The sequence below is a fragment of the Cedecea davisae genome (assembly GCF_044095835.1).
Lineage (GTDB): Bacteria > Pseudomonadota > Gammaproteobacteria > Enterobacterales > Enterobacteriaceae > Cedecea > Cedecea davisae.
Genome location: NZ_CP172054.1, coordinates 2,486,622 through 2,510,070, shown reverse-complemented (window position 1 = coordinate 2,510,070; position 23,449 = coordinate 2,486,622). Strand labels below are relative to the sequence as shown.

25 protein-coding genes are annotated in these 23,449 nt (G+C 53.9%); 20 read left to right on the top strand and 5 right to left on the bottom strand.

Translation table 11 applies throughout. The features are described 5' to 3' along the window. The first annotated feature begins 315 nt into the window (after nucleotides 1-315). Genes ACG1VR_RS12150 through ACG1VR_RS12140 form a run of 3 tightly spaced genes read left to right on the top strand, consistent with a single transcriptional unit; the run spans nucleotide 316 to nucleotide 2,591 of the window. Nucleotides 316-1,521: an MFS transporter gene (locus ACG1VR_RS12150; RefSeq protein ID WP_395488887.1), complete on the top strand. Its 1,206-nt coding sequence runs from the start codon at nucleotides 316-318 to the stop codon at nucleotides 1,519-1,521. Continuing rightward, nucleotides 1,518-1,787 (top strand): metal-sensing transcriptional repressor, encoded by a 270-nt coding sequence (locus ACG1VR_RS12145; RefSeq protein WP_016536373.1) that lies wholly within the window; start codon nucleotides 1,518-1,520, stop codon nucleotides 1,785-1,787. The genes ACG1VR_RS12150 and ACG1VR_RS12145 overlap by 4 nt, the downstream gene beginning before the upstream one ends. A gap of 21 nt (nucleotides 1,788-1,808) precedes the next feature. Beyond that, nucleotides 1,809-2,591: a chitosanase gene (locus ACG1VR_RS12140; protein WP_395488886.1), complete on the top strand. Its 783-nt coding sequence runs from the start codon at nucleotides 1,809-1,811 to the stop codon at nucleotides 2,589-2,591. A gap of 48 nt (nucleotides 2,592-2,639) precedes the next feature. On the opposite strand, the gene ACG1VR_RS12135 is transcribed toward ACG1VR_RS12140, so the two are convergent. Genes ACG1VR_RS12135 through ACG1VR_RS12125 form a run of 3 tightly spaced genes read right to left on the bottom strand, consistent with a single transcriptional unit; the run spans nucleotide 2,640 to nucleotide 5,194 of the window. Continuing rightward, nucleotides 2,640-3,401 carry an inositol monophosphatase family protein gene (locus tag ACG1VR_RS12135; protein WP_395488885.1) on the bottom strand — a complete coding sequence of 254 codons (762 nt, stop codon included), beginning with the start codon at nucleotides 3,399-3,401 and terminating at the stop codon, nucleotides 2,640-2,642. A 9-nt stretch (nucleotides 3,402-3,410) separates the two neighbouring features. Next, the gene (locus ACG1VR_RS12130; RefSeq protein ID WP_395491103.1) at nucleotides 3,411-4,418 is read right to left on the bottom strand and encodes a LacI family DNA-binding transcriptional regulator; all 1,008 of its coding nucleotides are present in this window, start codon (nucleotides 4,416-4,418) and stop codon (nucleotides 3,411-3,413) included. 5 nt (nucleotides 4,419-4,423) lie between these two features. Further along, nucleotides 4,424-5,194 carry an MBL fold metallo-hydrolase gene (locus tag ACG1VR_RS12125; protein WP_395488884.1) on the bottom strand — a complete coding sequence of 257 codons (771 nt, stop codon included), beginning with the start codon at nucleotides 5,192-5,194 and terminating at the stop codon, nucleotides 4,424-4,426. Between the two features lie 164 nt (nucleotides 5,195-5,358). Here ACG1VR_RS12125 and ACG1VR_RS12120 point away from each other — a divergent pair, with 164 nt between their 5' ends. From ACG1VR_RS12120 to ACG1VR_RS12045, 16 genes are all read left to right on the top strand, one after another. Then, a complete protein-coding gene (locus ACG1VR_RS12120) occupies nucleotides 5,359-6,342 on the top strand; it encodes an ABC transporter ATP-binding protein (protein WP_395488883.1) in 984 nt (327 codons plus the stop codon). Nucleotides 6,343-6,370: 28 nt separating this feature from the next. After that, entirely contained in the window at nucleotides 6,371-7,510 is a 1,140-nt protein-coding gene (locus ACG1VR_RS12115) for an extracellular solute-binding protein (RefSeq protein WP_395488882.1), read from the top strand. Nucleotides 7,511-7,568: 58 nt separating this feature from the next. Next, the gene (locus ACG1VR_RS12110) at nucleotides 7,569-8,399 is read left to right on the top strand and encodes an ABC transporter permease (RefSeq protein ID WP_395488881.1); all 831 of its coding nucleotides are present in this window, start codon (nucleotides 7,569-7,571) and stop codon (nucleotides 8,397-8,399) included. Then, nucleotides 8,400-9,227 (top strand): ABC transporter permease, encoded by an 828-nt coding sequence (locus ACG1VR_RS12105; RefSeq protein ID WP_395488880.1) that lies wholly within the window; start codon nucleotides 8,400-8,402, stop codon nucleotides 9,225-9,227. Between the two features lie 103 nt (nucleotides 9,228-9,330). Beyond that, nucleotides 9,331-9,630: a hypothetical protein gene (locus ACG1VR_RS12100; RefSeq protein WP_395488879.1), complete on the top strand. Its 300-nt coding sequence runs from the start codon at nucleotides 9,331-9,333 to the stop codon at nucleotides 9,628-9,630. Between the two features lie 201 nt (nucleotides 9,631-9,831). Next, nucleotides 9,832-10,707: a carbohydrate ABC transporter permease gene (locus ACG1VR_RS12095; protein WP_016536388.1), complete on the top strand. Its 876-nt coding sequence runs from the start codon at nucleotides 9,832-9,834 to the stop codon at nucleotides 10,705-10,707. Beyond that, entirely contained in the window at nucleotides 10,697-11,584 is an 888-nt protein-coding gene (locus ACG1VR_RS12090) for a carbohydrate ABC transporter permease (protein WP_016536389.1), read from the top strand. The genes ACG1VR_RS12095 and ACG1VR_RS12090 overlap by 11 nt, the downstream gene beginning before the upstream one ends. An 11-nt stretch (nucleotides 11,585-11,595) precedes the next feature. After that, nucleotides 11,596-12,420 carry a phosphodiesterase gene (locus ACG1VR_RS12085; protein ID WP_395488878.1) on the top strand — a complete coding sequence of 275 codons (825 nt, stop codon included), beginning with the start codon at nucleotides 11,596-11,598 and terminating at the stop codon, nucleotides 12,418-12,420. 5 nt (nucleotides 12,421-12,425) lie between these two features. Continuing rightward, nucleotides 12,426-13,499: an ABC transporter ATP-binding protein gene (locus ACG1VR_RS12080; RefSeq protein ID WP_395488877.1), complete on the top strand. Its 1,074-nt coding sequence runs from the start codon at nucleotides 12,426-12,428 to the stop codon at nucleotides 13,497-13,499. 7 nt (nucleotides 13,500-13,506) lie between these two features. After that, complete coding sequence (locus tag ACG1VR_RS12075; RefSeq protein ID WP_395491102.1) at nucleotides 13,507-14,814, top strand: ABC transporter substrate-binding protein; 1,308 nt, start codon at nucleotides 13,507-13,509, stop codon at nucleotides 14,812-14,814. A 136-nt stretch (nucleotides 14,815-14,950) separates the two neighbouring features. Beyond that, nucleotides 14,951-16,369, top strand: a complete 1,419-nt coding sequence (locus tag ACG1VR_RS12070) for a PLP-dependent aminotransferase family protein (protein WP_395488876.1) — start codon at nucleotides 14,951-14,953, stop codon at nucleotides 16,367-16,369. Further along, a complete protein-coding gene (locus ACG1VR_RS12065) occupies nucleotides 16,369-16,890 on the top strand; it encodes a GNAT family N-acetyltransferase (RefSeq protein ID WP_395488875.1) in 522 nt (173 codons plus the stop codon). Before ACG1VR_RS12070 ends, ACG1VR_RS12065 begins: the two co-directional genes overlap by 1 nt. Before the next feature lie 109 nt (nucleotides 16,891-16,999). Further along, nucleotides 17,000-17,329, top strand: coding sequence for a hypothetical protein (locus ACG1VR_RS12060; protein WP_395488874.1), 330 nt, complete (start codon nucleotides 17,000-17,002; stop codon nucleotides 17,327-17,329). A 272-nt stretch (nucleotides 17,330-17,601) separates the two neighbouring features. After that, nucleotides 17,602-18,393, top strand: coding sequence for a polysaccharide lyase family 7 protein (locus tag ACG1VR_RS12055; protein ID WP_395488873.1), 792 nt, complete (start codon nucleotides 17,602-17,604; stop codon nucleotides 18,391-18,393). 307 nt (nucleotides 18,394-18,700) lie between these two features. Next, nucleotides 18,701-18,904, top strand: a complete 204-nt coding sequence (locus tag ACG1VR_RS12050) for a hypothetical protein (protein WP_395488872.1) — start codon at nucleotides 18,701-18,703, stop codon at nucleotides 18,902-18,904. A 30-nt stretch (nucleotides 18,905-18,934) separates the two neighbouring features. After that, nucleotides 18,935-19,762: a glycosyltransferase gene (locus tag ACG1VR_RS12045; protein ID WP_395488871.1), complete on the top strand. Its 828-nt coding sequence runs from the start codon at nucleotides 18,935-18,937 to the stop codon at nucleotides 19,760-19,762. Nucleotides 19,763-19,906: 144 nt separating this feature from the next. On the opposite strand, the gene ACG1VR_RS12040 is transcribed toward ACG1VR_RS12045, so the two are convergent. After that, entirely contained in the window at nucleotides 19,907-21,115 is a 1,209-nt protein-coding gene (locus ACG1VR_RS12040; RefSeq protein ID WP_395488870.1) for an IS256 family transposase, read from the bottom strand. 157 nt (nucleotides 21,116-21,272) lie between these two features. Then, on the bottom strand, nucleotides 21,273-21,701 hold the full coding sequence (locus ACG1VR_RS12035; protein WP_172570008.1) for a molybdopterin-binding protein: 429 nt from the start codon (nucleotides 21,699-21,701) through the stop codon (nucleotides 21,273-21,275). Between the two features lie 274 nt (nucleotides 21,702-21,975). Between ACG1VR_RS12035 and patD the strand changes: the two genes are divergently transcribed. Next, a complete protein-coding gene (gene patD, locus ACG1VR_RS12030) occupies nucleotides 21,976-23,400 on the top strand; it encodes an aminobutyraldehyde dehydrogenase (RefSeq protein ID WP_395488869.1) in 1,425 nt (474 codons plus the stop codon). Nucleotides 23,401-23,449 lie beyond the last annotated feature (49 nt).

Here is a 23,449-nt window from a genome sequence, read left to right as displayed (position 1 = left end):
CTCCGCATAGCAAATTATTCGGCTCGATTGTAGGCCTCGTCTCTTTCGGGTTGTAGAAACAGAGAGGCGGGATAAAGGTATAACAGTTTGCGAATAGCACGTTTTCTTAAGGCCCTGTTATAGATTGGCCGGTGCGTCATGGTTTGCTTCCCACACTGCTATCAAAGGCTCAATTTTTAACTTCATTTCTCTCAATTGCTTACCATATTTTACATCCCCCCACCCAGGATATTGATTGTCATTTTTACTGCGCCTCTCTATGCTCCCTGCATCCCCCGTGGGGGATATTTGATCTCATGTTTTCGGGGGTGTTATATGTTAGCTATTCTTGCCAACCGTACTTACAGACATCTGTTTATGGCGCAGGTTATCGCGCTTATCGGCACCGGTCTTGCAACCGTGGCGCTTGGGCTATTGGCTTACGATATGGCCGGAGACAGAGCGGGGGCCGTGCTGGGAACCGCGCTGGCTATCAAAATGAGCGCTTATATTCTGGTCGCTCCTTTTGCGACGGCTCTTGCTGAACGATTCCCCCGGCGTAGTATGCTGGTGGCGCTGGACCTGGTGCGGGCTCTGGCCGCTCTCGCGTTACCGTTCGTCAGCCAGGTTTGGGAAATCTATATTCTGATTTTTGTTCTTCAGTCCGCATCCGCGGCGTTCACGCCGACGTTTCAGGCCACAATCCCCGATATTCTGCCGCAGGAGCGGGATTATACCAGGGCGCTTTCACTTTCCCGCCTGGCCTACGATCTTGAGAGTGTGATAAGCCCGGTACTGGCCGCCGCGCTGCTAACGATGATGAGCTTTCATAATTTGTTTGCCGGAACCGCGCTGGGGTTTATGGCCTCTGCCGCTCTGGTGGTTTCATCCAGCCTGCCAAAAGCCCGTTCCGCCGTCGCGCCGCGTAGTTTTTATGACAAAGCGACCAGCGGGATACGCATTTTTCTCGCTACGCCGCGTCTAAGGGGATTGCTGGCGCTTAATATGGCGGTCGCCGCCGCCAGTTCGATGGTTATTGTTAATACCGTGGTGCTGGTACAGGCGGGGTTCGGCCTGCCGCAAAGCTCGACTGCCGCCGCGTTGGCGCTGTTTGGCCTCGGTTCGATGCTGGCCGCGTTACTCCTGCCCAGGCTGTTGGATTCCATTAGCGATCGCCTGCCGATGCTGGCAGGAACGCTGCTGCTGGTTGTGGGGCTGGGGGCAGGAATATTTATCCATAATTACCGGATGCTGCTCGCACTTTGGCTACTGCTTGGGGTAGGTTATTCCCTGGCTCAAACGCCGGTCGGCAGGCTGCTCAAACGTTCGTCCTCCGCAGAGGACAGGCCGGCCTTATTTGCGGCTCAGTTTGCGCTTTCACACTCATGCTGGTTGCTAACTTATCCGTTGGCCGGTTGGGTTGGCGCGGCTTTTAGCGTTAAGGCGGCATTCGCCCTGATGGCGACGATTGCGGCGGTATCGCTGGCCGCCGCCATTGCTATCTGGCCCCAGGAACATAAAACACAAGAGGCTAATCAATGACGATTCATAGCTCACACCCGGATATTATTAAGCGGCTGAAGCGGGCGGCCGGGCATCTGAAAAGCACCATTCAGATGCTGGAGGATGAAAAACCTTGTCTGGACATTACCCAGCAGCTTCAGGCGGTCGAGAAGGCAATAACCAACGCCAAGCGCACGCTTATTCACGATCATCTGGATCACTGCCTGAAAGATGCGCTTAACGGTGAACATCACCCTGCGGACGAGACGCTTAGCGAATTCAAAGAAATTGCCAAATACCTGTAGTTAATTAGCCGGGAGAGGCTTATGTGTCCGAGAGTTTATGGGGTTGCTTTGCTGCTGGGGATCTCGCTCTCGGGTGCCGCTGGCGCTGAGGATTTGCTTTCTCCGGCAAAACGAGAGATTGCGATGCAGTTAGTTTCGAGCGCCGAAAACTCATCGCTGGACTGGCGCAAGCAGTATGCTTATATCGAGGATATTGACGACGGGCGCGGCTATACCGCCGGGCTTATCGGCTTTACTTCTGCCAACGGCGATATGCTCGACGTGGTTGAGCGCTATACCTCCTTTGCGCCGTCAAACCGGCTGGCGGAGTATTTACCCGCGCTGCGCAGGCTGGCTGAAAATAATGACGACTCGCACGAAGGGCTTGAACCCGACTTTATCCAAAACTGGAAGGCGGCGGCTAGGGATGAAAAGTTCCGGGCGGCGCAGGACCGCATTCTTGACGAGCAGTACCTGGCACCGGCGGTGAAGCAGGCGAAGGCTGACGGTTTGGGTATTCTCGGCCAGTTTATCTATTACGATGCGCTGGTTATGCACGGCCCCGGCAACCAGCGTGAAGCTTTTGGCGGGATACGTTCTGCGGCCTTGCGCAGCACCTTGCCGCCCGCAGAGGGTGGGAATGAAAAAGCCTGGCTGAGCACGTTTCTCGACGAGCGAGTCAAAATTATGCGCGAAGAGAAGGCGCATGAAGAGACTTCGAGGGTCAATCTTGAGCAGCGCCGATTCCTGGAGGAAGGCAACTACAGCCTGTCGCCTCCGCTGCGCTGGCGAACCAATGATGAAGATTTTGTTATCGAACGTTGAGAGAACTCAGCCCGCATAACGTTGCGGGCCGGGAACAGGGGAAAATACTCAGGCTTCCAGCAAAGCCGACAGCCGTTCCTGAACGTTGTTGCAGCCCGCCAGCACAAGGTTACCGCGCAGTAGTCCGTCATTGGCGAGAAACGCATTGCTGGTTCCGCCCGCCTCGGTAATCAGCAGCAGCCCGGCCAGCGCGTCCCAGCTGTTCATGTGCTCTTCGTAGTAGGCGTGGACCTGGCCCGCGGCAACGTGAGCCAGCATCAATGCGCCCGCGCCGAAGCGGCGGTATTCCATACCGTCATTGAGCAAGTCTTCAATAGTGCGTGCGTAGAGCGGCACCGGCGCGCGGCTGGAGCGGCCAAGGCCTATAACCACGCTTTCCGGCGCGGGGTCGTGCAGTTTCAGCCGTTTGCCATTGAGCCAGGAACCTGCGCCGTGGCGAGCGAAAAAGAATTCATCGCGATCCGGGGCATAGATAATGCCCAGCTCAATTGTATTTTGGCGAACATAGGCCAGAGATACGCACCAGTAGTCCATGCCGAGAATGAAATTGGTTGTGCCGTCAACCGGGTCGAGCACCCACACGCCGCGCTCGCCTTCGGCCAGGCCGCTCTCTTCCCCGAGGAAACCGTCTTCGGGGCAATGCTGCTGTAGCCAGCTTTTAATCTGTTGCTCAACTAAAACATCCGCCTGCGAGACAAAGTCCTGGCGCCCCTTGGTTTCTACCTGCAATCCCTTGTCGCGCAGCGCCTGGGCATGGGCGCCAGCCTGACGTATTAACTCGCATAGTTCCTGCTGCTGCTGTTCGGTCATGTTCTGCTCTTATGTGGTGGGTAGCGACGTGTGTCGATGAATTAAGTCAACCTTCACCCAGCTGGTGCGCGAAGGCTGTAACGGATCGCGGGCTCTTTCCAGCAGGTGCATCAGCGCCAGGCGGGAAATCTCGGCCACATCCTGATTAAGCGTGGTAAGTCGATAACCGTATTGCGCCGTTTGCGGCGTGTTGTCAAAACCAATCAGTTGGAAGTCCTGAGGTGCATCTTTACCCTGCTGGCGCATGCCGTCGAGAAAGCCACAGGCGAGCTGGGCGTTAGCGCAAAAAATTCCCTCCGGCGGCGGTTCAATTGCCGCAACTGCCTGCATGCCTCCGTCATAACCTTCCAGCGGGGCAAGAAGCGTGACCAGATTCCGCGCGGTATCTACGCCAAGTTCGTCCAACGCCAACCTGAATGCCTCGCCGCGCATTCTTCCCGCCCAGGTCGAATTGTCGTTGTTCAGCCAGCCAAACCGGCGGCAGCCGCCTCGTACCAGTTGCTCAGCGGCTAGCGCCGCGCCTGCCGCGTTGTCGGAGCAGACGTAATCAACGCCGGGAATATCGGGCTGACGGTTGATGCCCACCACCGGAATTTGCTGCTGTACGCACTCGTTGACCAGCGCTTCCGGCGGCTTGCCGGAGGTGACGATAACGCCGGAAACGCGAAACTGGGCGAAATGCCGCAGAGTGTCTGCCAGCTCCTGCTCGCTGCGAATTTCGGTTACCAGAGCCTGAAATCCGTGACGCTGAATTTCACCCAGCAGGCCGTCCAACAGGCTGCTGCGGAAAGGATCGTTAATGCGCGATACGATGACGCCTATCAGATGGCTGCGCCGACGATTAAGTCCCTGGGCAAGAAAATTAACCTGATAACCCAGTTCTTTAGCGACCAGTAGCACGCGCTCGCGGGTTGCGGGAGAGATGCTGCCGTTATTGCTAAGCGCACGGGAAACAACGGCACGGGAGACTCCGGCGCGGCGGGCCACGTCTTCGGCGGTGACGCTTTGTTTTATCAACGAACTCAAGGCAGATAATCCTCGGTGTAAAAACGCTGCTGGCGGAAGTCATATTGCAGCCCGTCATGGCTGACGAAAAGCCCGGGGTGAGGGCGGCAGGCCAGCTTTAGCGCCGGTAAAATGGCGTCGTTGCAGTGGTACAGCCCCAGCGCAGGTAACGCCAGGTCGTTAAACAATTTCAGGCAGCCGGGGAAGTCGCCGTGGGAGGCGTCATCGGCTAATTCAGATAGCGAAGCGCACTCCTGAAACGCCAGTTCGGCTCCGGCCATCAGCGCAATGGACTCTGGCGTGGGGCGGCCATCGCCGCTATAAAACAGGCTGTGTTCCCTGATGTCGATGCGTATCGCGAGGTTAGCCATTTCATGGCGGGTATGTGCGGTGCGAATTTGCCAGTGCTGCCAGCTGAACTCAGGCTGGCTGTCTCGCCACTCAATGGCAAAGCAGAGCGATGTTTCCGGCCAGTTAGCCAGAAGCGCCAGCTGCATCAGCACCGCCCTTTGCCCGGGCTGGCTGTAAATAATCAGCGGCTTGTGGCGCGAAAAACTCTTCCAGTGGTTGAGCAGGGCGGTCAGCCCGGTGCAGTGGTCAGGGTGAACGTGGGTAAAAAACAGCACGTCGATGTCATTAATTCCACCGCCGCGCTGCCACAGCGCCCTGGGAACGGTGGGGCCGCAGTCGATGAGCCATTGCCGATTTTCATCATCAATGACCCGTAATGCAGAAGTGTTTTGCCAGCGGGAGAAGGCGCTGCCGCAGCCAATTACGTCGATTTTCATTATCCCTCGCTAAAAATTTTTCGCGGTTAATTAAAGTGTCACAAACACACGCCACAGTAGGCTCACATCATCCATGAGCGGCGTTTCATTTTTTTTACAGTCAAATGAACACGTGTTCATTTTGGAAAGAAAATGCACCAAACAGAGATTTTCGGATATTGCCCATGAGCTACCTGAATATAACAAGCCTCCAAATCAGCTACGGCGATAAGGTGGTGTTAAAAAATATCGATCTCGCCGTGAATAAAGGTGAAATGATTGCGCTGCTGGGGCCTTCGGGCTGCGGGAAAACAACATTATTAAATGCGCTATGCGGTTTTATCCCGGTGGAGAAGGGCGAGATTAACGTCGCCGGGCGAGATATTACCCAAAGTTCGCCGGAGCAAAGAAATATCACTATGGTGTTCCAGAGTTATGCCTTGTGGCCACATTTAACGGTGGCGCAAAATATTGGCTATGGGTTGAAATTGCGTAAATGGCCGCGGGAAGATATTAAAAAGCGGGTCGAAGAGTTGTTGCAGATAGTTAACCTGGACGGCCTGGATGGGGCAAAAATAACCGAGCTTTCCGGCGGGCAGCGGCAGCGGGTTGCGCTGGCAAGGGCGCTGGCCATAGAGCCGGACGTGCTGGTGCTGGACGAGCCGCTGTCTAACCTCGATGCGAAGGTCAGGCTCAGCGTGCGTCACGAAATCAAGCAGTTGCAGAAAAGGCTCGGGTTCACTTCGGTTATCGTCACTCACGACCAGCAGGAGGCGCTGGTAATGGCCGACCGCATCGTGGTGCTGAACAACGGCCAGGTTGAGCAAATTGGTACCCCGGAAGAGATTTACCAGCGACCGGCTACGCCTTTTGTCGCCGACTTTATGGGTGCGGATAATATTATTTCCGCCGATGGACAGCTTATTTACTTCCGCAGCTCGGATGTTTTCCTTTCAGCATTAAATGATCAAAAGCCAGATGGCGGTTTAACCTTTGAGGGCATCGTTGAACAGCATGCTTTTATTGGGCATAACTATCGCTACGGCGTTCGCTGTGGTGAAAAATTACTTCTGGCTGATTCTGTCGGTAATTATTCAATAAATAGTGAGGTCAGGCTATCCGTTCCTGTCTCGGCGCTTCATATTTTTAGTTCGTCTCACGCAGCTTGATAACATTATATTACTCTGAGGGTTGGTCATGTTTAATAAAACCAGGATTGCGGCAGTTACGGCTTTATTTCTGAGCTACGGCGCTCATGCAGAAACTATTCTCAACGTTGCCACCGCGGGCGACCAGAATATGGTTGATTACGTTAAAACCTGGCTCGGGTCTAAGTTTGAGGCAGCGCACCCCGGCGTTAAGGTGCGCGTAGTCGGTACCGGGCCAGGCGATGCCGGTTCGAACAAGATAATTGAAAAACTCAGCGCCCAGCAGCAAAGCGGAGCGAAAACCTGGGATATCGACGTAGCGGTGGTGCACCAGAAAGCCGGGGGCGAACTGGTGGAAAAAGGGCTGCTGGAAAAATATCGTCAGCAGATTAAAACCGGTTCTATGGTAACGGCTGATAACGCCAAAAACGCGCTGGGCGTGAACGTTGAAGGCTATGTGATGCCGATGTTCCTGAGCCAGACGGCAATCGCGTGGAACAGCGAAACCATGAAGGCGCCTCCGGCTTCCTACGACGAGCTGGTCGCCTGGGCGGCAAAGCATCCGCAGGCGTTCGGCTATAACGGTATTAAAAACGGCATGTCCGGCGTCAGCTTCGTGGTGGGCTGGATTTACGCCTATGGCACCGACGCCCAGCGCCTCTCCGCTTTGCCTTACGATAAAGGCGTGGAGAAAAACTGGCCGCAGGCTTTTGAGAAGCTGAAAGAATTCAATAAAAATGTCACTTTTACGCCGGGCAACGCGGGCACACTGGACATGCTGACGCGAGGCGAAATCGCCATGGGGCCGGTGTGGGTGGATATGTTCTACACCTGGAAAGATCAGGGCAAGCTGCCGCCTTCAATCAAGCTTTCCCTGCTGGCACCGGGCATGCCGGGGCAGCCAATGTATTACGTGACGCCGGCCAAAGCGGCACAACCTCAGCTGGCGCGTGAATTTATCGAGCTGGCGACCAGCCCGGAAGTGCAGGCCGAAGGGATTGTGAAGCAGTTTAACTGGTATCCGGGAATAGACGCGCAGTACGTCAAGCCGAAGCTGGATGATGCAACCTGGCAGAAGCTGTTTGCAGAAATATCGCCGAAAGCGCTGGCCGACTACGGTAAAAGCTTCCCGATTGCGCCTTATTTCGACGACATCAAAGAAGGCTATGAAAGCCAGGTTTCCAACTAATCACTCCCGAACGCTCAGGCCAGCCCTGAGCGTTATTGTCTGAGCATTAAGGTTTCTTATGCGCGTCTCGCTAAAATATCTGCTGCTGGTCAGTCCCGCCGCGCTGATGATTACGCTGTTATTTCTCTACCCGCTTGGGTTTTCGCTGGTGGCCGCTTTTACTTCGGACACTCAGGCTTTTACTCTGCAACACTTCGCTAAGGTATTTACGCTCTATTCGAGCGATATCGTTTTTACCGTGATAATGGTGCTGGTTTCGGTGGCGCTGTTGGCGCTGCTCTCCATCACGCTGTCGGCGGTGATTACGCTTTCATCCTGTCGGCCGATTGTGCGCCTGTTGGGCGTGTTGTACCGTCTGCCGCTGTTTATTCCCTTTATCGTCGCCGCCCAGATGATGCGCACTTTTCTCGCCAAAAACGGACTGATGAATAACCTGCTGGTGGCAACCGATATGGTGGGGCCGCTGGACACTATTTCATGGCTGGGCTGGAAGGGCATCATTATTACTTTTGTCTGGAAGCAGCTGGCGTTTGCCACTTTGCTTATCTCCGGCGCGATGGCCGCGCTAGACGAGTCGCAAATTCTGGCGGCCAGAAACCTTGGCGCTTCAAAGCCTCGCATTCTGTTCGACATTGTTCTGCCTCAGGTGCTGCCCGCCGTGGGCGTCGCGCTGGTGCTTTCTACGGTGATTATGATGTCGGTGCTTTCCGTTCCGCTGATGATAGGCACCGGTTCGCCAACCATGGTGACGGTGGATATGGCATTCCGCGTGAATTCCTACGGGGATTATGCGGTGGCTAACGCGCTGGGCGTAATTTCACTGCTGATTTGCGGCGCGCTTTCCTGGTTTTATCTGCGCTACAGCCTGCGCCAGAAAGGAGGCGAATAAATGAAGCTTAATTATCTCTGGCGTAAAGCCCGGCCAGGCCGGTTGCTGCAGGCGCTGCTGCTGGCTTTTATGCTGTTCGCCATGTTTGGCCCGCTGCTCAACCTGCTTATCTGGACGGTGACCGAAAGCTGGTTTTACCCGCATGTTTTGCCCAGCCAGTGGGGCCTTAAATACTGGTATCAGGTGTTCAGCCCCTACAGCGATGTCTCCGGCTCGTTGTTAACCAGCGTTTTTATTGCCGTGCTGTCGGTGCTGGTTTGCCTGGCTATTTCTATCCCGGCCGGGTTTGCGCTTTCACGCCGTGCCATGCCGCTGCGGGTGCTATTTATGCTGCTGTTCCTGATCCCACAGGCGTTCCCGAACCTGACGGTGTATATGAATATCGCCCGGCTGTTCTATCAGTGGGGGCTTAACGGCACTGTCGCCGGGGTGGTGCTGGTGCACAGCGTACACGGGCTTATGTATTCGGTATGGATCTGCGTAGCCGCGTTTTCGTCCGTTGACCCGCTACAGGCCCGGGCTTCACGCAACCTGGGCGCGGGGCCGCTGTTTACCTTCTGGCATATCGTGCTGCCGCAGGCTGCGCCGGGCATCGTTGCCGCCGGGATCTTTGTGTTCCTGGAATCGCTGGATGAGTTTACCGGTACTTTCTTTGTCGGCGCGCCGGACATCACCACGCTGCCGCTGCTGCTGTATAACGCCAGCATGTCCGGCAATTATCAGGTTTCGTCGATTACCGCGCTGATCCTGCTGGTGCCTTCGCTGCTGTTTATGCTGGTTATCAATAAGTTTATGCGTCCGGAAATGTTGGCGAAAATGGGCAAGTAGGGCGGGTTATTGGCTACAATACAGATAATTCCGCACTGATAATGTTATAGATTATCAGCCACCTGGCTTAGCAAAGCCGGGGAAAACAGCCTAAGAGGTGAGTATGAAAATTCTGCCGTTTGCCGTTGTTCCCGTCCTGCTGGCTACCTTTAGCAGCTTCGCCTCTTCCGACGAGGCGTGGAAGGCGTTGGATAAAGATGTTCAAAAGAGCTGCCTGGCAATTAGCGCCCTGCAGGAGAAAAAAGTGGAGGGCAAACGTATCGATTTTAGCGATGACGTAGGCTATTCCGCAGTGGTTATTTCCGGAAGCTACAAGTCCAAGAACAGCAGCCCGGCTCCGGGAAAAGAGCTTTGCCTGTATAACCGAAAAACGCAATCCGCCAGCCTCGCTGAAATGCAGTAATCCGTTTTAGTCCCGCCGTATTTTTCTTCACACGGAGAATATATCCGTGTGAAGAGATTCTCCTTTAGCCAGAAGCAGTTACCCGATAAACCCTGATGCAGCAAGGTTTCATGGTCGCTGAACTGCCATTTCTCCGTAACTTTTTTGCCATATATCGCTCCCATACTTCCTGACTTCTGACCCCCTTACAGGCTTCGGACAATGGAAAAAAGACCCTGGCTCCCCTGGCTGATACTCTCGCCGTCTCTCATTTTTCTCCTGCTTTTCACCTGGTTTCCGCTGGTACGTTCGGTCTATGACAGCCTGTTCGATACCCGCATGGCGAGCGATACCGGCGTTTATGTCGCCGCCGGAAACTATATTCGGCTGTTTGCCGATGCGGTTTTCTGGAAGTCGCTTCTCAATAACCTGGTCTACATCGTGCTGACCGTGGTTCCCGGCGTATTGTTAGCGCTGCTGCTGGCCGTTTCGCTGTGGGAAAACCATCGTGTTAACCGCTGGCTGCGCACCGCATTCTTCTTTCCGATGATAATCCCGATGGTCAGCGCGGCCGCGCTGTGGCTGTTTATCTTTATGCCGGGGATGGGAATGCTGGATTACTACCTGGCAAAAATCTTTGGGCCGATGAACAACAACTGGCTGGGGCGTAGCAATAGCGCGCTTTATGCCCTGGCGCTGATTGGCGTGTGGAAGTTTGCCGGTTACTACATGCTGTTTTTCCTTGCCGGGCTGCAAAGCCTGCCGTCCTCTGCCCGTGAAGCGGCGATTATGGAAGGCGCAAGCTCCACTCAGGTGTTCTTTAAGGTAACGCTGCCGCTGCTGCGCCCGACGCTCAGCTTTGTGATTACCACCGCGCTTATCTACTCGATCACCCAAATTGACCACGTTGCGGTAATGACCCGGGGCGGGCCGGACAACTCGACCACGGTGCTGCTTTATTACATCCAGAGCCTTGCCTGGGATACGCACGATCTGGGTAAAGCTTCCGCTGCGACTTTCCTGACGCTGGCTGGCCTGTTTATCTTCTCATTCGTTAATCTGAAGCTGCTGGAAAGGGGCGCACACCATGAGCGTTGAGTTTTCTTCCCCGGTTGTCAACGCGCGTAGCGTGGCGCAACCGCTGTGGTTTCGCCTGCGAAAATCGAAGGGCATCACCCTCAGCGTGCTGATGTGCTGCCTGGCTCTGCTCTGGATCAGCCCGTTTATCTGGATGCTCTCCTCTGCGTTCAGCGCCAGCACTTTTGGCGAGGGCATGGCCTCCGTGCTGCCTCGTTTCCCCCTGACGCTGGACAATTTCCGCGACGCCTGGCAAAGCGCCGACTGGCTGAGTCTGTACGCCAATACCGTTATCTTCAGCTTTGGCACATTCTTCGTGCAGTTAATCACTATTACCACCGCTGGCTATGTGTTTGCCTGCCATGAGTTTCGCGGCAAACAGACGCTGTTCCTGCTGTTCCTGGTGCAGCTGATGGTCATGCCTGTGGTGATGATGGTGCCGAACATGATGACGCTGAAAGCCCTCGGGCTGCTCAACACCTTAACAGGCGTGATGATGCCGTATTTCACCTCGGCTTTCGGGGTGTTTTTGATGCGTCAGGCGTTTCTGGCCATTCCGAAAGAGCTTGAAGAGGCCGCGCTGATGGAGGGCTGCCGCTGGTGGCAGGTGCTCTACCGCGTACTGCTGCCGATGTGCTGGCCGTCGGTGTTGGCGTTTGCCACCGTGAGCATTACCTATCACTGGAACGAATATCTGTGGCCGCTGATGATGCTGAACGACCCGGATAAACAGGTGCTGACCGTCGGGCTGGTCTCTTTTGCTATGGGCGCCGAGTCCGGCGGCCAGTGGGGCACCATCAGCGCCGGGACCATTATGGTCTGCCTGCCGCTGATGCTGGCCTTTATCGCCTTCCAGAAGCAGTTTCTGCGAAGTTTTGGTTTTTCAGGCATTAAATAAGGAGTTGAGTGATGTTATTAGCGCATATTTCCGACACCCATTTCCGCAGTCAGAACCAGAAGCTCTACGGTTTTATTGATATCAATGCCGGGAATGCCGACGTGGCTTCACAGCTTAACGCCCTGCGCGAGCGCCCGGATGCGGTGATTGTCAGTGGTGATATCGTTAACTGCGGTCACCCGGAAGAGTACCAGGTTGCGAAACAGGTTCTCGGCACAATAAAGTCGCCGCTGTATTTGATTCCCGGCAACCATGACGATAAAGAGCAGTTTATCGAATACCTCCGTCCGCTCTGCCCGCAGCTCGGCAACGACCCGCAAAACATCCGTTACGCGGTGGATGATTTTGCTACTCGCCTGCTGTTTATTGACTCAAGCCTGGCGGGGCAGTCCAAAGGCTGGCTCACGGAGGAGACCGTTGCCTGGCTCGAAGCTCAGCTTATTGCCGGCGGCGAACGGCCTACGGCGGTATTTATGCACCACCCGCCGCTGCGCCTGGGCAACGCGCAGATGGACCCTATCGCCTGCGAAAACGGCCATCTGCTGCTGAACCTTATCGAGCGTTTCCCGGCGCTGGTGCGCATTTTTTGCGGCCATAATCACAGCCTGACGATGACCCAATATCGCCAGGCCACCATCGCCACTATTCCCGGAACGGTTCACCAGGTTCCGTATCACTTTGAAGACAGCCGCCCTTATTACGACCTGTCGCCGCCATCCTGCCTGATGCATCGCCAGGTGGGCGCGCAGTGGGTCAGCTATCAGCACTCGCTGGCGCACTATGCCGGGCCCTGGCTTTACGACGCAAGTATTAGCTGCCCAACGGATGAGCTTTAATCGCCATGTTAAGACTGAATCAGGTAAGCAAGCAGTTCGACGGCAAAGCGGCGCTTAATGACCTGTCGCTGAGCATTGACGACGGTGAATTTGTGGTGCTGGTGGGGCCATCCGGCTGCGGGAAAAGCACGCTGCTGCGCATGCTGGCCGGGCTGGAAGAGGTGAGCGCCGGGGAAATCTGGCTTAACGATGAGAACATCACCGCTATGTCGCCGCGCGAGCGTAACTTTGCGATGATCTTCCAGAACTATGCGCTGTTTCCTCATCTTACGGTGCGGGACAACATCACCTTTGGCATGAAGATCCGCAAAGAAGATAAATGCAGTTGGCAGCCACGGCTTGAGCAGGTGGCTAAGCTGTTACAGCTGGGAGAATTACTGGACAGAAAACCGGCCAAACTTTCTGGCGGCCAGCGGCAGCGCGTGGCAATGGCGCGAGCCATCGTGCGTAACCCGCGCCTGTTTCTGATGGATGAACCGCTTTCTAACCTTGATGCACGCCTGCGCACCGAAGTGCGTGACAGCATTATGGCGCTGCATCAGCAGCTTAAAACCAGCACCATTTACGTCACCCACGACCAGACGGAAGCGATGTCTATGGCCGACCGCATCGTGGTGATGAACGGCGGCGTGGTGCAGCAGGTGGGGAAACCGGAACATCTCTATGCCTGGCCCGCCAACCTCTTTGTAGCCGGATTTATCGGCTCCCCGGCGATGAACCTGCTGTCTTTACCCTGCGCGGAAGCCCGGGTGCAGCCCGACGTTTTAAACCTGCCGCTGCCGCCGTCTGCCTCTACGCAGACAAACGTCTGGCTGGGTATTCGCCCGGAACATATCACCGATAGCCCGGAAGAAGGGCAACTGACGCTGTCTGCCACGGTGGTACAACGAGAACTGATGGGGGCAGATTATCTGCTCCATGTCAGCACGCCCGTGGGAACGTTACGCTATACCCGCCGCCATCGCGGTGTGGTGCCAGAAAAAGGCGATACGCTAACCCTCGGTTTTTCACCCTCTGATGTTCATCTTTTTCATATTGACCAACACCACAACTTACACCAGGAGATTGACCATGTTTAACCCCCTGATGCATAAATGGCGGGCGCTTGCCGTTTGCTGTTCGCTGGCTTTAAGCGGCGCGGCACTGGCGAAAGAAAAAATCGACTTTATGTTCCCTGCGCCCGTAGACGGCAAACTGACGATGGAGATGACCCGCGTCATTAAAGCGTTTAACGACTCGCAGCAGGATGTTGAGGTTCGCGGGATCTTCACCGGCGGCTACGACACCACCAAAATCAAAGCCGAGTCAGCGCAGAAGGCCGGTCAACCGCCTGCGTTGGTGATTATGTCCGCCAACTTTACTACCGACCTGGCGCTAAAAGATGAAATCTTGCCGATGGACGAGCTGTTTAAATACGGCAACCGTAAGGCGGGTGACTTCCTGATGAACGACTTCTGGCCCGCAATGCATAAGAATGCTCAGGTGATGGGCGTGACGTATGCCATTCCGTTCCACAACTCCACGCCAATTCTCTATTACAACAAAACTCTGTTTGACCAGGCCGGGATCAAGCACCCGCCGCAGACCTGGGCGGAAATGCTGGCAGATGCGAAGAAGCTGACCGACGCCAGCAAAGGGCAGTGGGGCATTATGCTGCCGTCCACCAATGACGATTACGGCGGCTGGATTTTCTCGTCGCTGGTTCGCGCCAACGGCGGCAACTACTTCAACGAAAACTATCCGGGCGAAGTTTACTACGACTCGCCGACCACCATCGGCGCGTTGCGCTTCTGGCAGGATTTGATCTACCGCGACAAGGTAATGCCTTCCGGCGTACTGAACTCTAAGCAGATCAGCGCGGCATTCTTTAGCGGCAAGCTGGGTATGGCGATGTTGAGTACCGGCGCGCTGGGTTTTATGCGTGAAAACAGCAAAGACTTCGATATGGAAGTTGCCATGATGCCAGCCAAAGAGCAACGCGCTGTGCCTATCGGCGGTGCCAGCCTGGTCAGCTTCAAAGGTATTTCCGACGCGCAGAAAAAAGCGGCTTATCAGTTCCTGACTTATCTGGTCAGCCCGAAAGTCAACGGAGAGTGGAGCCGCTTTACCGGCTACTTCTCGCCGCTCAAAGCCTCTTACGACACGCCGGAGATGAAAGAGTATCTGCAAAAAGATCCGCGCGCGGAAATCGCCCTCGAGCAGCTTAAGTACGCCCACCCGTGGTATTCGACCTACGAAACGGTGGCGGTACGCCAGGCGATGGAAAACCAGCTGGCGGCGGTAGTTAACGACCAGAAAGTGAACCCGGAGGCGGCTGCGAAATCCGCTCAGAAAACCGCGGATGAGTTAATGAAGCCTTATGTTGAGAAAACGGCTTTAGCTGATTCCAGGTAACCAGCGTTATCGATCGGGCGGCGGCCGTCGCCCGATTTTCCACTTTCGATTATCATCGACAAAAATCACTTTCTGACTATAACAGTTGCGTAAAAAAGCGTATTTTTAGCGCTCTGATATAGACAGGGAGCAGGGCATGAAAAAATACCAGCAGCTGGCACAGCAAATCCTCGAGCAGATTGCTCTTGGCGTGTGGCAGCCCGGCGACCGTCTGCCGTCTCTGCGCGAGCAGGTGCGGCACAGCGGCATGAGTTTTATGACCGTCGGTCACGCCTACCAGATGCTTGAAAGCCAGGGCGCAATCGTTGCCAGGCCTCAGTCCGGCTACTACGTTGCACCTCGCTCTGTGGCGCGCAGTATACCTGCTGCGGTGCAGGTCACCAGCGATGAAACTGTCGATATCAATACCTATATTTTCGATGTGCTACAGGCGAGCTGCGACGCCTCGGTAGTGCCTTTCGGTTCCGCGTTTCCCGACCCGCGCCTTTTCCCTTTACAGCAGCTAAACCGCTCAATGGCTGCGGTGAGCAAGACCGCGACCGCCATCAGCGTGATAGAAAGCCTGCCGCCGGGTAATGAGGCGCTGCGTCACGCTATTGCGCAGCGCTATGCCCAGCAGGGGATTCAGGTTTCCCCGGATGAGATTGTTATCACCGCCGGGGCGCTGGAGGCACTAAACCTCAGTCTACAGGCCGTTACCGAGCCGGGGGATTGGGTTATTGTGGAAAATCCGTGCTTCTATGGCGCGTTACAGGCGCTGGAACGCCTGCGGCTTAAAGCGCTGTCGGTGGCGACCGACCCGGTCAGCGGTATCGATCTTGAGGCGCTGGCCAGAGCGCTAAAGGAGTACCCGGTGAAAGCCTGCTGGCTGATGACCAATAGCCAGAACCCGCTGGGCGTGACGCTTTCGGCGGAGAAAAAGGCGCAGCTGATTGAGCTATTGCAGCGCCATAACGTCACGCTTATCGAGGACGATGTCTATACCGAGCTTTATTATGGGCGGGAAAGGCCGTTACCGGCCAGGGCGTATGACGAGCAGGGAATGACCCTGCATTGCTCATCCTTCTCCAAATGTCTGGTGGCCGGATTCCGCATTGGCTGGGTAGCCGCCGGGAAACATGCCCGCCGCATTCAGCAGCTTCAACTGATGAGTACCTTATCCACCAGTTCGCCGATGCAGCTGGCGCTGGTCGATTTCCTGGCGACCCGTCGCTACGACACGCATCTGCGTAAACTTCGCCGCATGCTGGCCGAACGCAAACAGCAGGCGTGGCAGGCCCTGAGAGAGTTGCTGCCGGAGGCGGTTAAAATTCACCGCAGCGAAAGCGGCTATTTTTTATGGGTCGAGCTTCCTGAAGGCTGCGATGCCAGCCTTCTAAGCGAGCGCGCTCTGGGGCATAAAATCAGCATTGCTCCCGGGAAAATGTTTACCACCGGCAAAGCGTGGGACAACTACTTCCGCTTTAACGCTTCATGGGCGTGGGGGGAAAGAGAGCAGCAGGCCGCGGTGACGTTGTCACGTTTAATCGCCCGACAACTTGAGGAGAAGGCGTAATGTATCAAACGGAAAGACTTATTTTGCGCCCGTGGCGCGAGGAAGATTTACCCGCGTTTGCCGAGATGAATGCTGACCCGGAAGTAATGCGCTATTTCCTGAATCCGCTAACCGAGGACGAAAGCCGGGACTATCTTGAGTCGTTTCGTCAGCGCATGGCTGAAAACGGATTTGGTTTCTGGGCTCTGGAAGAGCGGAGCAGCGGCGAACTGGCCGGGTTTGTCGGGTTAAACCGGCCGGGTTATACGCTGCCATTTTCTCCCTGCGTGGAAATAGGCTGGCGGCTGCGGAAGGCTTTTTGGGGCAAGGGTTATGCGCCAGAGGCTGCGGCGCGGGCGCTGCGTGTCGGCTTCGAAGAGTACGGGCTTGAAAGCATTGTGGCGTTTACCGCGCTGCCAAATATGCCTTCGCAGAGGGTAATGGAGAAGCTCGGCATGACGAGAGAAGGTGAGTTCGACCATCCTATGGTGTCTGAAGGCCACCCGCTGCTGCGGCACGTCTGGTATCAAACTCAGCGGTAGCTGTCGATATTGCCCCGCCAGCCGTAAGAAATGAACAATTTTTGAGAGCAATCACGGCGTGAGTTCTGCAAAACTACGCCTTCAAAAATGTTTTTACGGAATGGAAATTATGAATATCGGCATATCGCTGGCAGGGAGAATGATTGTGCAGGGGCTGAGCGCAATTAAATCAAGAGCGACTAAATTTGGTAGCGGCGTGAGTAAGCTAGTCAGCAGCTTAACCCGGATCAGCAATAGCGATAATCGGCCAACTAAAGGTAAAGAGTGGAAAAGGGCAACATTCCCAAACGGCGTAGGCTATGCAAATATCGAGCACCTGCATATGCCATCACATTTTTTATCCAGTAGCGAAACGAACAAAAAAATCCAGTTTTCAGAGTTTTTGACCCGCGTTAACTCCAACCCGGAATTGAAGCATAAGTTTAGCTCGATGGCGTAACAGATATCGCTAATTGCTGTCACTCAGAACGCTGGCTCAGTTCACCGGGCCAGCGTGTTCATTTCTGGCGTTGTCTGAAACCACACCCCCGGCGCTAAAATTTGCTCTTTAGCATGAGCAATTGTCCGTTTATTTCCTTAATTCATCAAATTTTGAACCCGGACACCGGTTGTTACTACTGATATGCCATTGCTAACAGATTTAAAGTAAAGCCGTTACGGGAATTAATGATTAGCTTGTCGAGCGGTTTTAAATTTGCATTGGGGTAAGAGATGAAGAGTAAAAGCCAGCTTTACGGGTTAACGTCGGGTCTGCTTCTGGCGGCGTTGAGCGCCAGTGCCTGGGCGAAAAGCGAACAGGGTGCGCCGGGTGAAAACTACCCGGTATTAACCCAAAGTTATTTATTGCAGTCGTTTGATAGCAGCCAAAAAGTGAAGGAAGAGAAGATTACCCCGGAATTGCAAAATCAGTATTTTTACAGCAATTGCGGCGGCTCCAAAGGTTGTGATTCGGCGCTCCCTGAGGGGGCAATCATGTTTAAAGCGCCATCCGGGTTCGGTTCAACGGCGCACAGTGAGTTCCCGCGCGTTGAATTAAGAGCCACGCAGAACTTCGTTAACGGTAGCGAGTTTGATAACGAGCAAAGCGGCTCGGTCTATATCGTGCAGGCACCGTCTACGCGCTCGATTATCTTCGCCCAGATCCACGGCGATAAGCCCGGCGGATCGGAGATGTTCAAGCTGCGTTGGGAAAACGGGGCGGTGGTTGCGGGCGTTAAAGAAAATTATGGCGATGCGGAGAAGAGAAGCACGCTGTTATCCGGCATCGGGCTGAACGAAAAGATTGATTACAAGCTGAAGGCTAAAGGGACTTCGGGCGGAATGAAAGTCACGATTGAAGTCAGCGCAGACGGGAAAACGGCCAGTAAAACATTCAGTTACCCGGAGCAGGGCTGGAAGGGCATCCAGCTGTACTTTAAGGCCGGGAACTATAATCAGGACAAAGACAGAGACGGTACAGAAGCGAAGGTAGCCTACAGCAAGCTGGACGTACGTTACCAGTAATGGCTTTAAACCCGGCGGCCTGGAGGCTGCCGGGCAGGCAATCGGTAATAATGCCCTACATCAGCGGGAATAATCGGGCGATGCCCTCATTCCCGTCTTCTTCTCCCTGCCTGCTGTGACTCAGGCTGAACGTAGGAAAATTCTTGAACATATCTGGCCTGATATGATCTGAGTTGCGAAAAAATACGCGCAACACACAACTCTTTGTTTTTTATTAATTAAAATAAACCTAAGCTAATATTGAAAGAGATTAATGCAATGGTATGTTATAAAGAATTAATGTATTAAATGATATAGGTGTATAAGCATGAATATCGCTAATGCTAGTGATTTATCCTTACTTAAAAATACCATTGAAATTAATGAAAAAAGCAGCGAGGGCACTAAGTCAAATTTAGCTGAAAATATTATAGGCATTATGGGCGGGAATGACGCTTCTCAATTTAAAAAACATAAAAATAGTTTGCCAACCAGATTCGTAAATATCCCAAGAGAAATTCACTATATATGACTGGGTGAGGAGGAAATTCCTCGCGCGGCAATGAGTAATGTTATTAGTGCATCAAAACAAAATCCAGATTACAACATCATGCTGTGGTCAGATAATCCAGAAAAGATAAAGAGCCAAATTTTAAATGCAGGATATAGCAAAGCTATTTTTTCCAGAGTTAACATCAAACAACCAAATTTATCAACAAAAGTTGCGGCTGCAATTAATCGGGAATGTACTGATAACAATTTCAAAAACTATGCGGCGGCGTCTGATATCATGAGACTGGCAGTATTAAAAGACTGCGGTGGTATTTATATGGATGTGGATGTCGCCATGAAAGCTCCGTTAGGTGAAATAAAAGCCCAAAGGCAAAGCAGTACAGGTGAAATTGATTGCCTTATTTTTCAGGAGAAAACCGAACGAGGTGTAAGATTTTCAAATGCTGTGATTGCGGCACCAAAACATTCGAAAGGAATAGAAAAAATGCTTAATGCTGCGGTTGCTCCCTACGAGGGCACACTACCTGAAATGGGGTTCGGAAAAACAGCAGGAAGAGGTGAGCTCACAAAGCTAATGAACGATTACTCCAAACAAGGTTTTACTATTGATGATCTTATGTGGGAGGGAAAAAGATCTGTTCCATTACTCAGACATCTGGTGACTGTTTCTGCAACAGGTCCGGGAGTTGTAGCTTCTTACCTGGATGCAAGCGGGTTATCAAAAAATCTTGTGAGAAACAAGTTAATAGATAAGGCAGAGAATTTTGGGCAAATGAATACAGGGAAAAAATCCCCCCTGGGAGAATGGAAACAAGGGATGAATGCTGATGGCAGATGGGTTTTAGTTCAGCCATCAAAGAGAAGCTCAGAAATATAATAATGTTTTTTCAACCAACCGAAGTGGCATAGTGAATAATTCATACGCAGCTCTCGGCTTTGAGCGATTTAACAATCCCTTAAGGCAGGAAATAGCGGTTGCAAAAAAAGACCCTGTAAATAATTCTGTGTAACTGCCATCGTGTTAAAGGTGATCGCTCAGGCGGTCACCGAACTCGATAATAAAACGGCTCATCGCCAGCCGCCAGTTCTGGATCGGCATGCTCCATTTTTTCGATGCTGCCTGTATCGCCAGATACACCACCTTCCGCACCGAGTCATCCGTCGGGAACACCTTGCGTTTCTTTATAGCGGCACGGATAACGCTGTTCAGCGATTCGATGGCATTCGTGGTGTAGATAGCTTTTCGGATGTCAGGCGGATAGCCGAAGAACGTATTGAGATTTTCCCAGTGCGCACGCCAGCTTTTGCTGATTTGCGGATATTTGTCATCCCATTTTTCTGCGAACGCATCCAGTGCCATCAGCGCGGCAGCTTCTGTGGGGGTCTGATAAACGGCTTTCAGCCCGCCCGTGACCGCTTTGTAGTCTTTCCACGCCACGTATTTCAGGCTGTTACGCACCATGTGGATGATGCACAGCTGGATGTGAGTCTGCGGATAGACGCTGTTTATCGCATCCGGGAAGCCCTTCAGGCCATCCACGCAGGCAATCAGGATGTCCTGAAGGCCGCGATTTTTAAGTTCCGTCAGCACGTTCAGCCAGAACTTTGCACCTTCATTTTCAGCCAGCCACATCCCCAGAAGCTCTTTCCGGCCTTCGGTATTGATGCCCAGCGCCAGGAACACCGCTTTGTTAATCACGCTGCCGTTCTGGCGAACCTTAACAACAATACAGTCCATATAAACAATGGGATAGAGTGCATCCAGCTGGCGATTCTGCCATTCGGCGACCTGCTCTTTAACGGCATCCGTGACTTTTGAAATCAGGGCCGGTGACACATCGGCATCGTAAATCTCTTTGAACGTATCGACGATTTCCCGCGTGGTCATGCCTTTGGCGTACAGGGACAAAATCTGGCTGTCCATCTGCGTGATACGCGTCTGATTCTTCTTAATCAGCTGAGGCTCAAAGGTATTTTCCCGGTCGCGCGGCGTGTTCAGCTCGATTTCACCGTCGTCGCACAGCAGCGTTTTTGAAGAGTAACCGTTGCGGGTGTTGGTGCCAGTTTTAGGGGCATTTTTCTCGTGCCCGAGGTGGTCAGTCAGCTCTGCATTGAGCGCCGTTTCAACGGTCAGCTTCGTGAGCATGCGGGAAAACTGATTGAGGTCAGCCTCAGTTTTAAGGCCTTTGGCCAGCTCAGCCGCAAGGGCTTTAAGTTTCTTCTCGTCCATAATTTGCCTGTCTCCGTTGTGGGAGTGAACATATCAAAAACAGGCAATTACACAATTTTAATTACAGTCTCCAAAAAAACTTACGCCAACTTTAAATTAATCGTCCCGCTCAATTAAAGTTGGCGTAGTCGTCGCCAGATTGCCTCTCAAATACCTATTACTTTTTAACCGCTATCAGCACAGAAGAGGCTTTTACCAGAGCCAACAGGCGGCCTCCGGCCTTAAGTGCCATCTCCTCTGCCGCCTCGTTTGTTACTACGGCGGTCAGCTCAAAACCTGCGTCAGTTTTAATGTGCACGGTAGTATTTACCGCACCAGCCAGCACGGATTTCACTTCGCCGGGGAACTGGTTGCGGGCGGAGAAGCGGTAGCCGCAATCTTCGCTTGCCAGCATTACCCACGGCGCTTTGATAAGGGCGATAGCCTCTTTGCCGTTGACCAGGCCCAGCGCATCCTTGCTGGTGCGCGTGACGACGGCCACCAGCTTGCCGCCGCCGTTGAGCGTTAATTCTATTTCGTCGTTAACCGCGCCATCCGTGACGTGGCTGATGGTGCCGGTTAACTGATTACGGGCAGAAATGGTCATGGTGCCTCCTGGCGTTCAACTTGAAAGGGATGAGATAAAGCATAGAACCGGCGGCCGCTGATTCATATTAATTTTCTATAGATATCAAATTTGACCGCGCAGCTGTTATACCAGAGCAAAGAGCAAAACTGGCGCAGCTTACTGCGTGGTGCGTCACAACGTGGTGAAATTTTCGGATGCGGCAGACTGCGCCCGGAATGCCGAAGCTAAGCTTTTTACCACGAATCATCGATGCCTGCGGGCCATAAAAACCAGACTGGGTAAGGGGAGCGGAATGCAAAGCCAACTGTTGATTAACGGCAAGCTTGTGGATGGCCTCGGGGAAAAGCAGCCGGTCTACAATCCGGCAACCGGCAAGGTTCTGATTGAAGTCGCTGAGGCGACGGTGGAACAGGTAAATGATGCGGTGCTGGCGGCGGACCGGGCTTTTGCCGGGTGGGGGCAGACAACGCCGAAGGAGCGCGCTGAGCACCTTCTGGCGCTGGCCGATGTTATCGAGCAGCATAGCGAAGTCTTCGCTCGCCTGGAGTCCCAAAACTGCGGCAAGCCTTATCACTGCGTGCTTAACGACGAAATTCCGGCGGTAGTGGATGTCTTCCGCTTCTTTGCCGGAGCCAGCCGCTGTCTGGGAGGGCTGGCCGCCGGGGAATACCTTAGCGGGCATACTTCGATGATCCGCCGCGATCCGGTGGGCGTTGTCGCCTCTATTGCCCCGTGGAACTATCCGCTGATGATGGCCGCGTGGAAGCTTGCGCCTGCGTTAGCTGCCGGTAACTGCGTGGTTATCAAACCTTCGGAAATCACGCCGCTGACGGTGTTTAAGCTGGCCGAACTGGCAAAAGATATCTTTCCTGCTGGCGTGCTGAACGTGCTGTTTGGCCGGGGGCAAACCGTTGGTGATGTGCTGACCGGTCATGAAAAAGTGCGTATGGTTTCGCTGACCGGCTCTATCGCCACCGGCGAGCACATTATCAGCCATACCGCGCCGTCGATAAAACGCACCCATATGGAATTGGGAGGCAAAGCGCCGGTCATTGTTTTTGACGATGCCTCACTGGAAGCGGTGGTCGAAGGCGTGCGCACCTTCGGTTATTACAATGCCGGGCAGGATTGCACCGCCGCCTGTCGAATCTACGCCCAAAGCGGAATTTATGACCGGCTGGTGGAAAAGCTGGGCGCTGCGGTCGCCAGTCTTAAATACGGCAGCCCGGACGATGAAAGCACCGAGCTTGGGCCGTTAAGCTCGCTGGCGCATCTGGAGCGGGTCGATAAGGCGGTGCAGGAGGCGAAGGCGCTGCCCCACGTTAAGGTGATTACCGGGGGCGGGAAGGTAGAAGGTTCCGGCTATTACTTCCAGCCTACGCTGCTGGCAGGCGCGAAGCAGAGCGACGCTATCGTGCAAAAAGAGGTATTTGGACCGGTGGTCAGCGTCACCCGTTTTGACGATGAGCCGCAGGTGCTGGAGTGGGCAAATGACTCGAGCTACGGGCTGGCATCGTCTGTCTGGACGCAGGATGTTGGCCGCGCCCATCGCCTCAGCGCCCGCCTGCAATACGGCTGCACCTGGGTTAATACGCACTTTATGCTGGTCAGCGAAATGCCGCACGGCGGCCAGAAACTCTCCGGCTACGGCAAGGATATGTCGCTCTACGGCCTGGAGGATTACACCGTTATTCGCCATGTGATGATAAAGCATTAACACGATTCACCTGTCCGCAAAAGTGGGCATTTTTGGCTTCCTTTGCCAG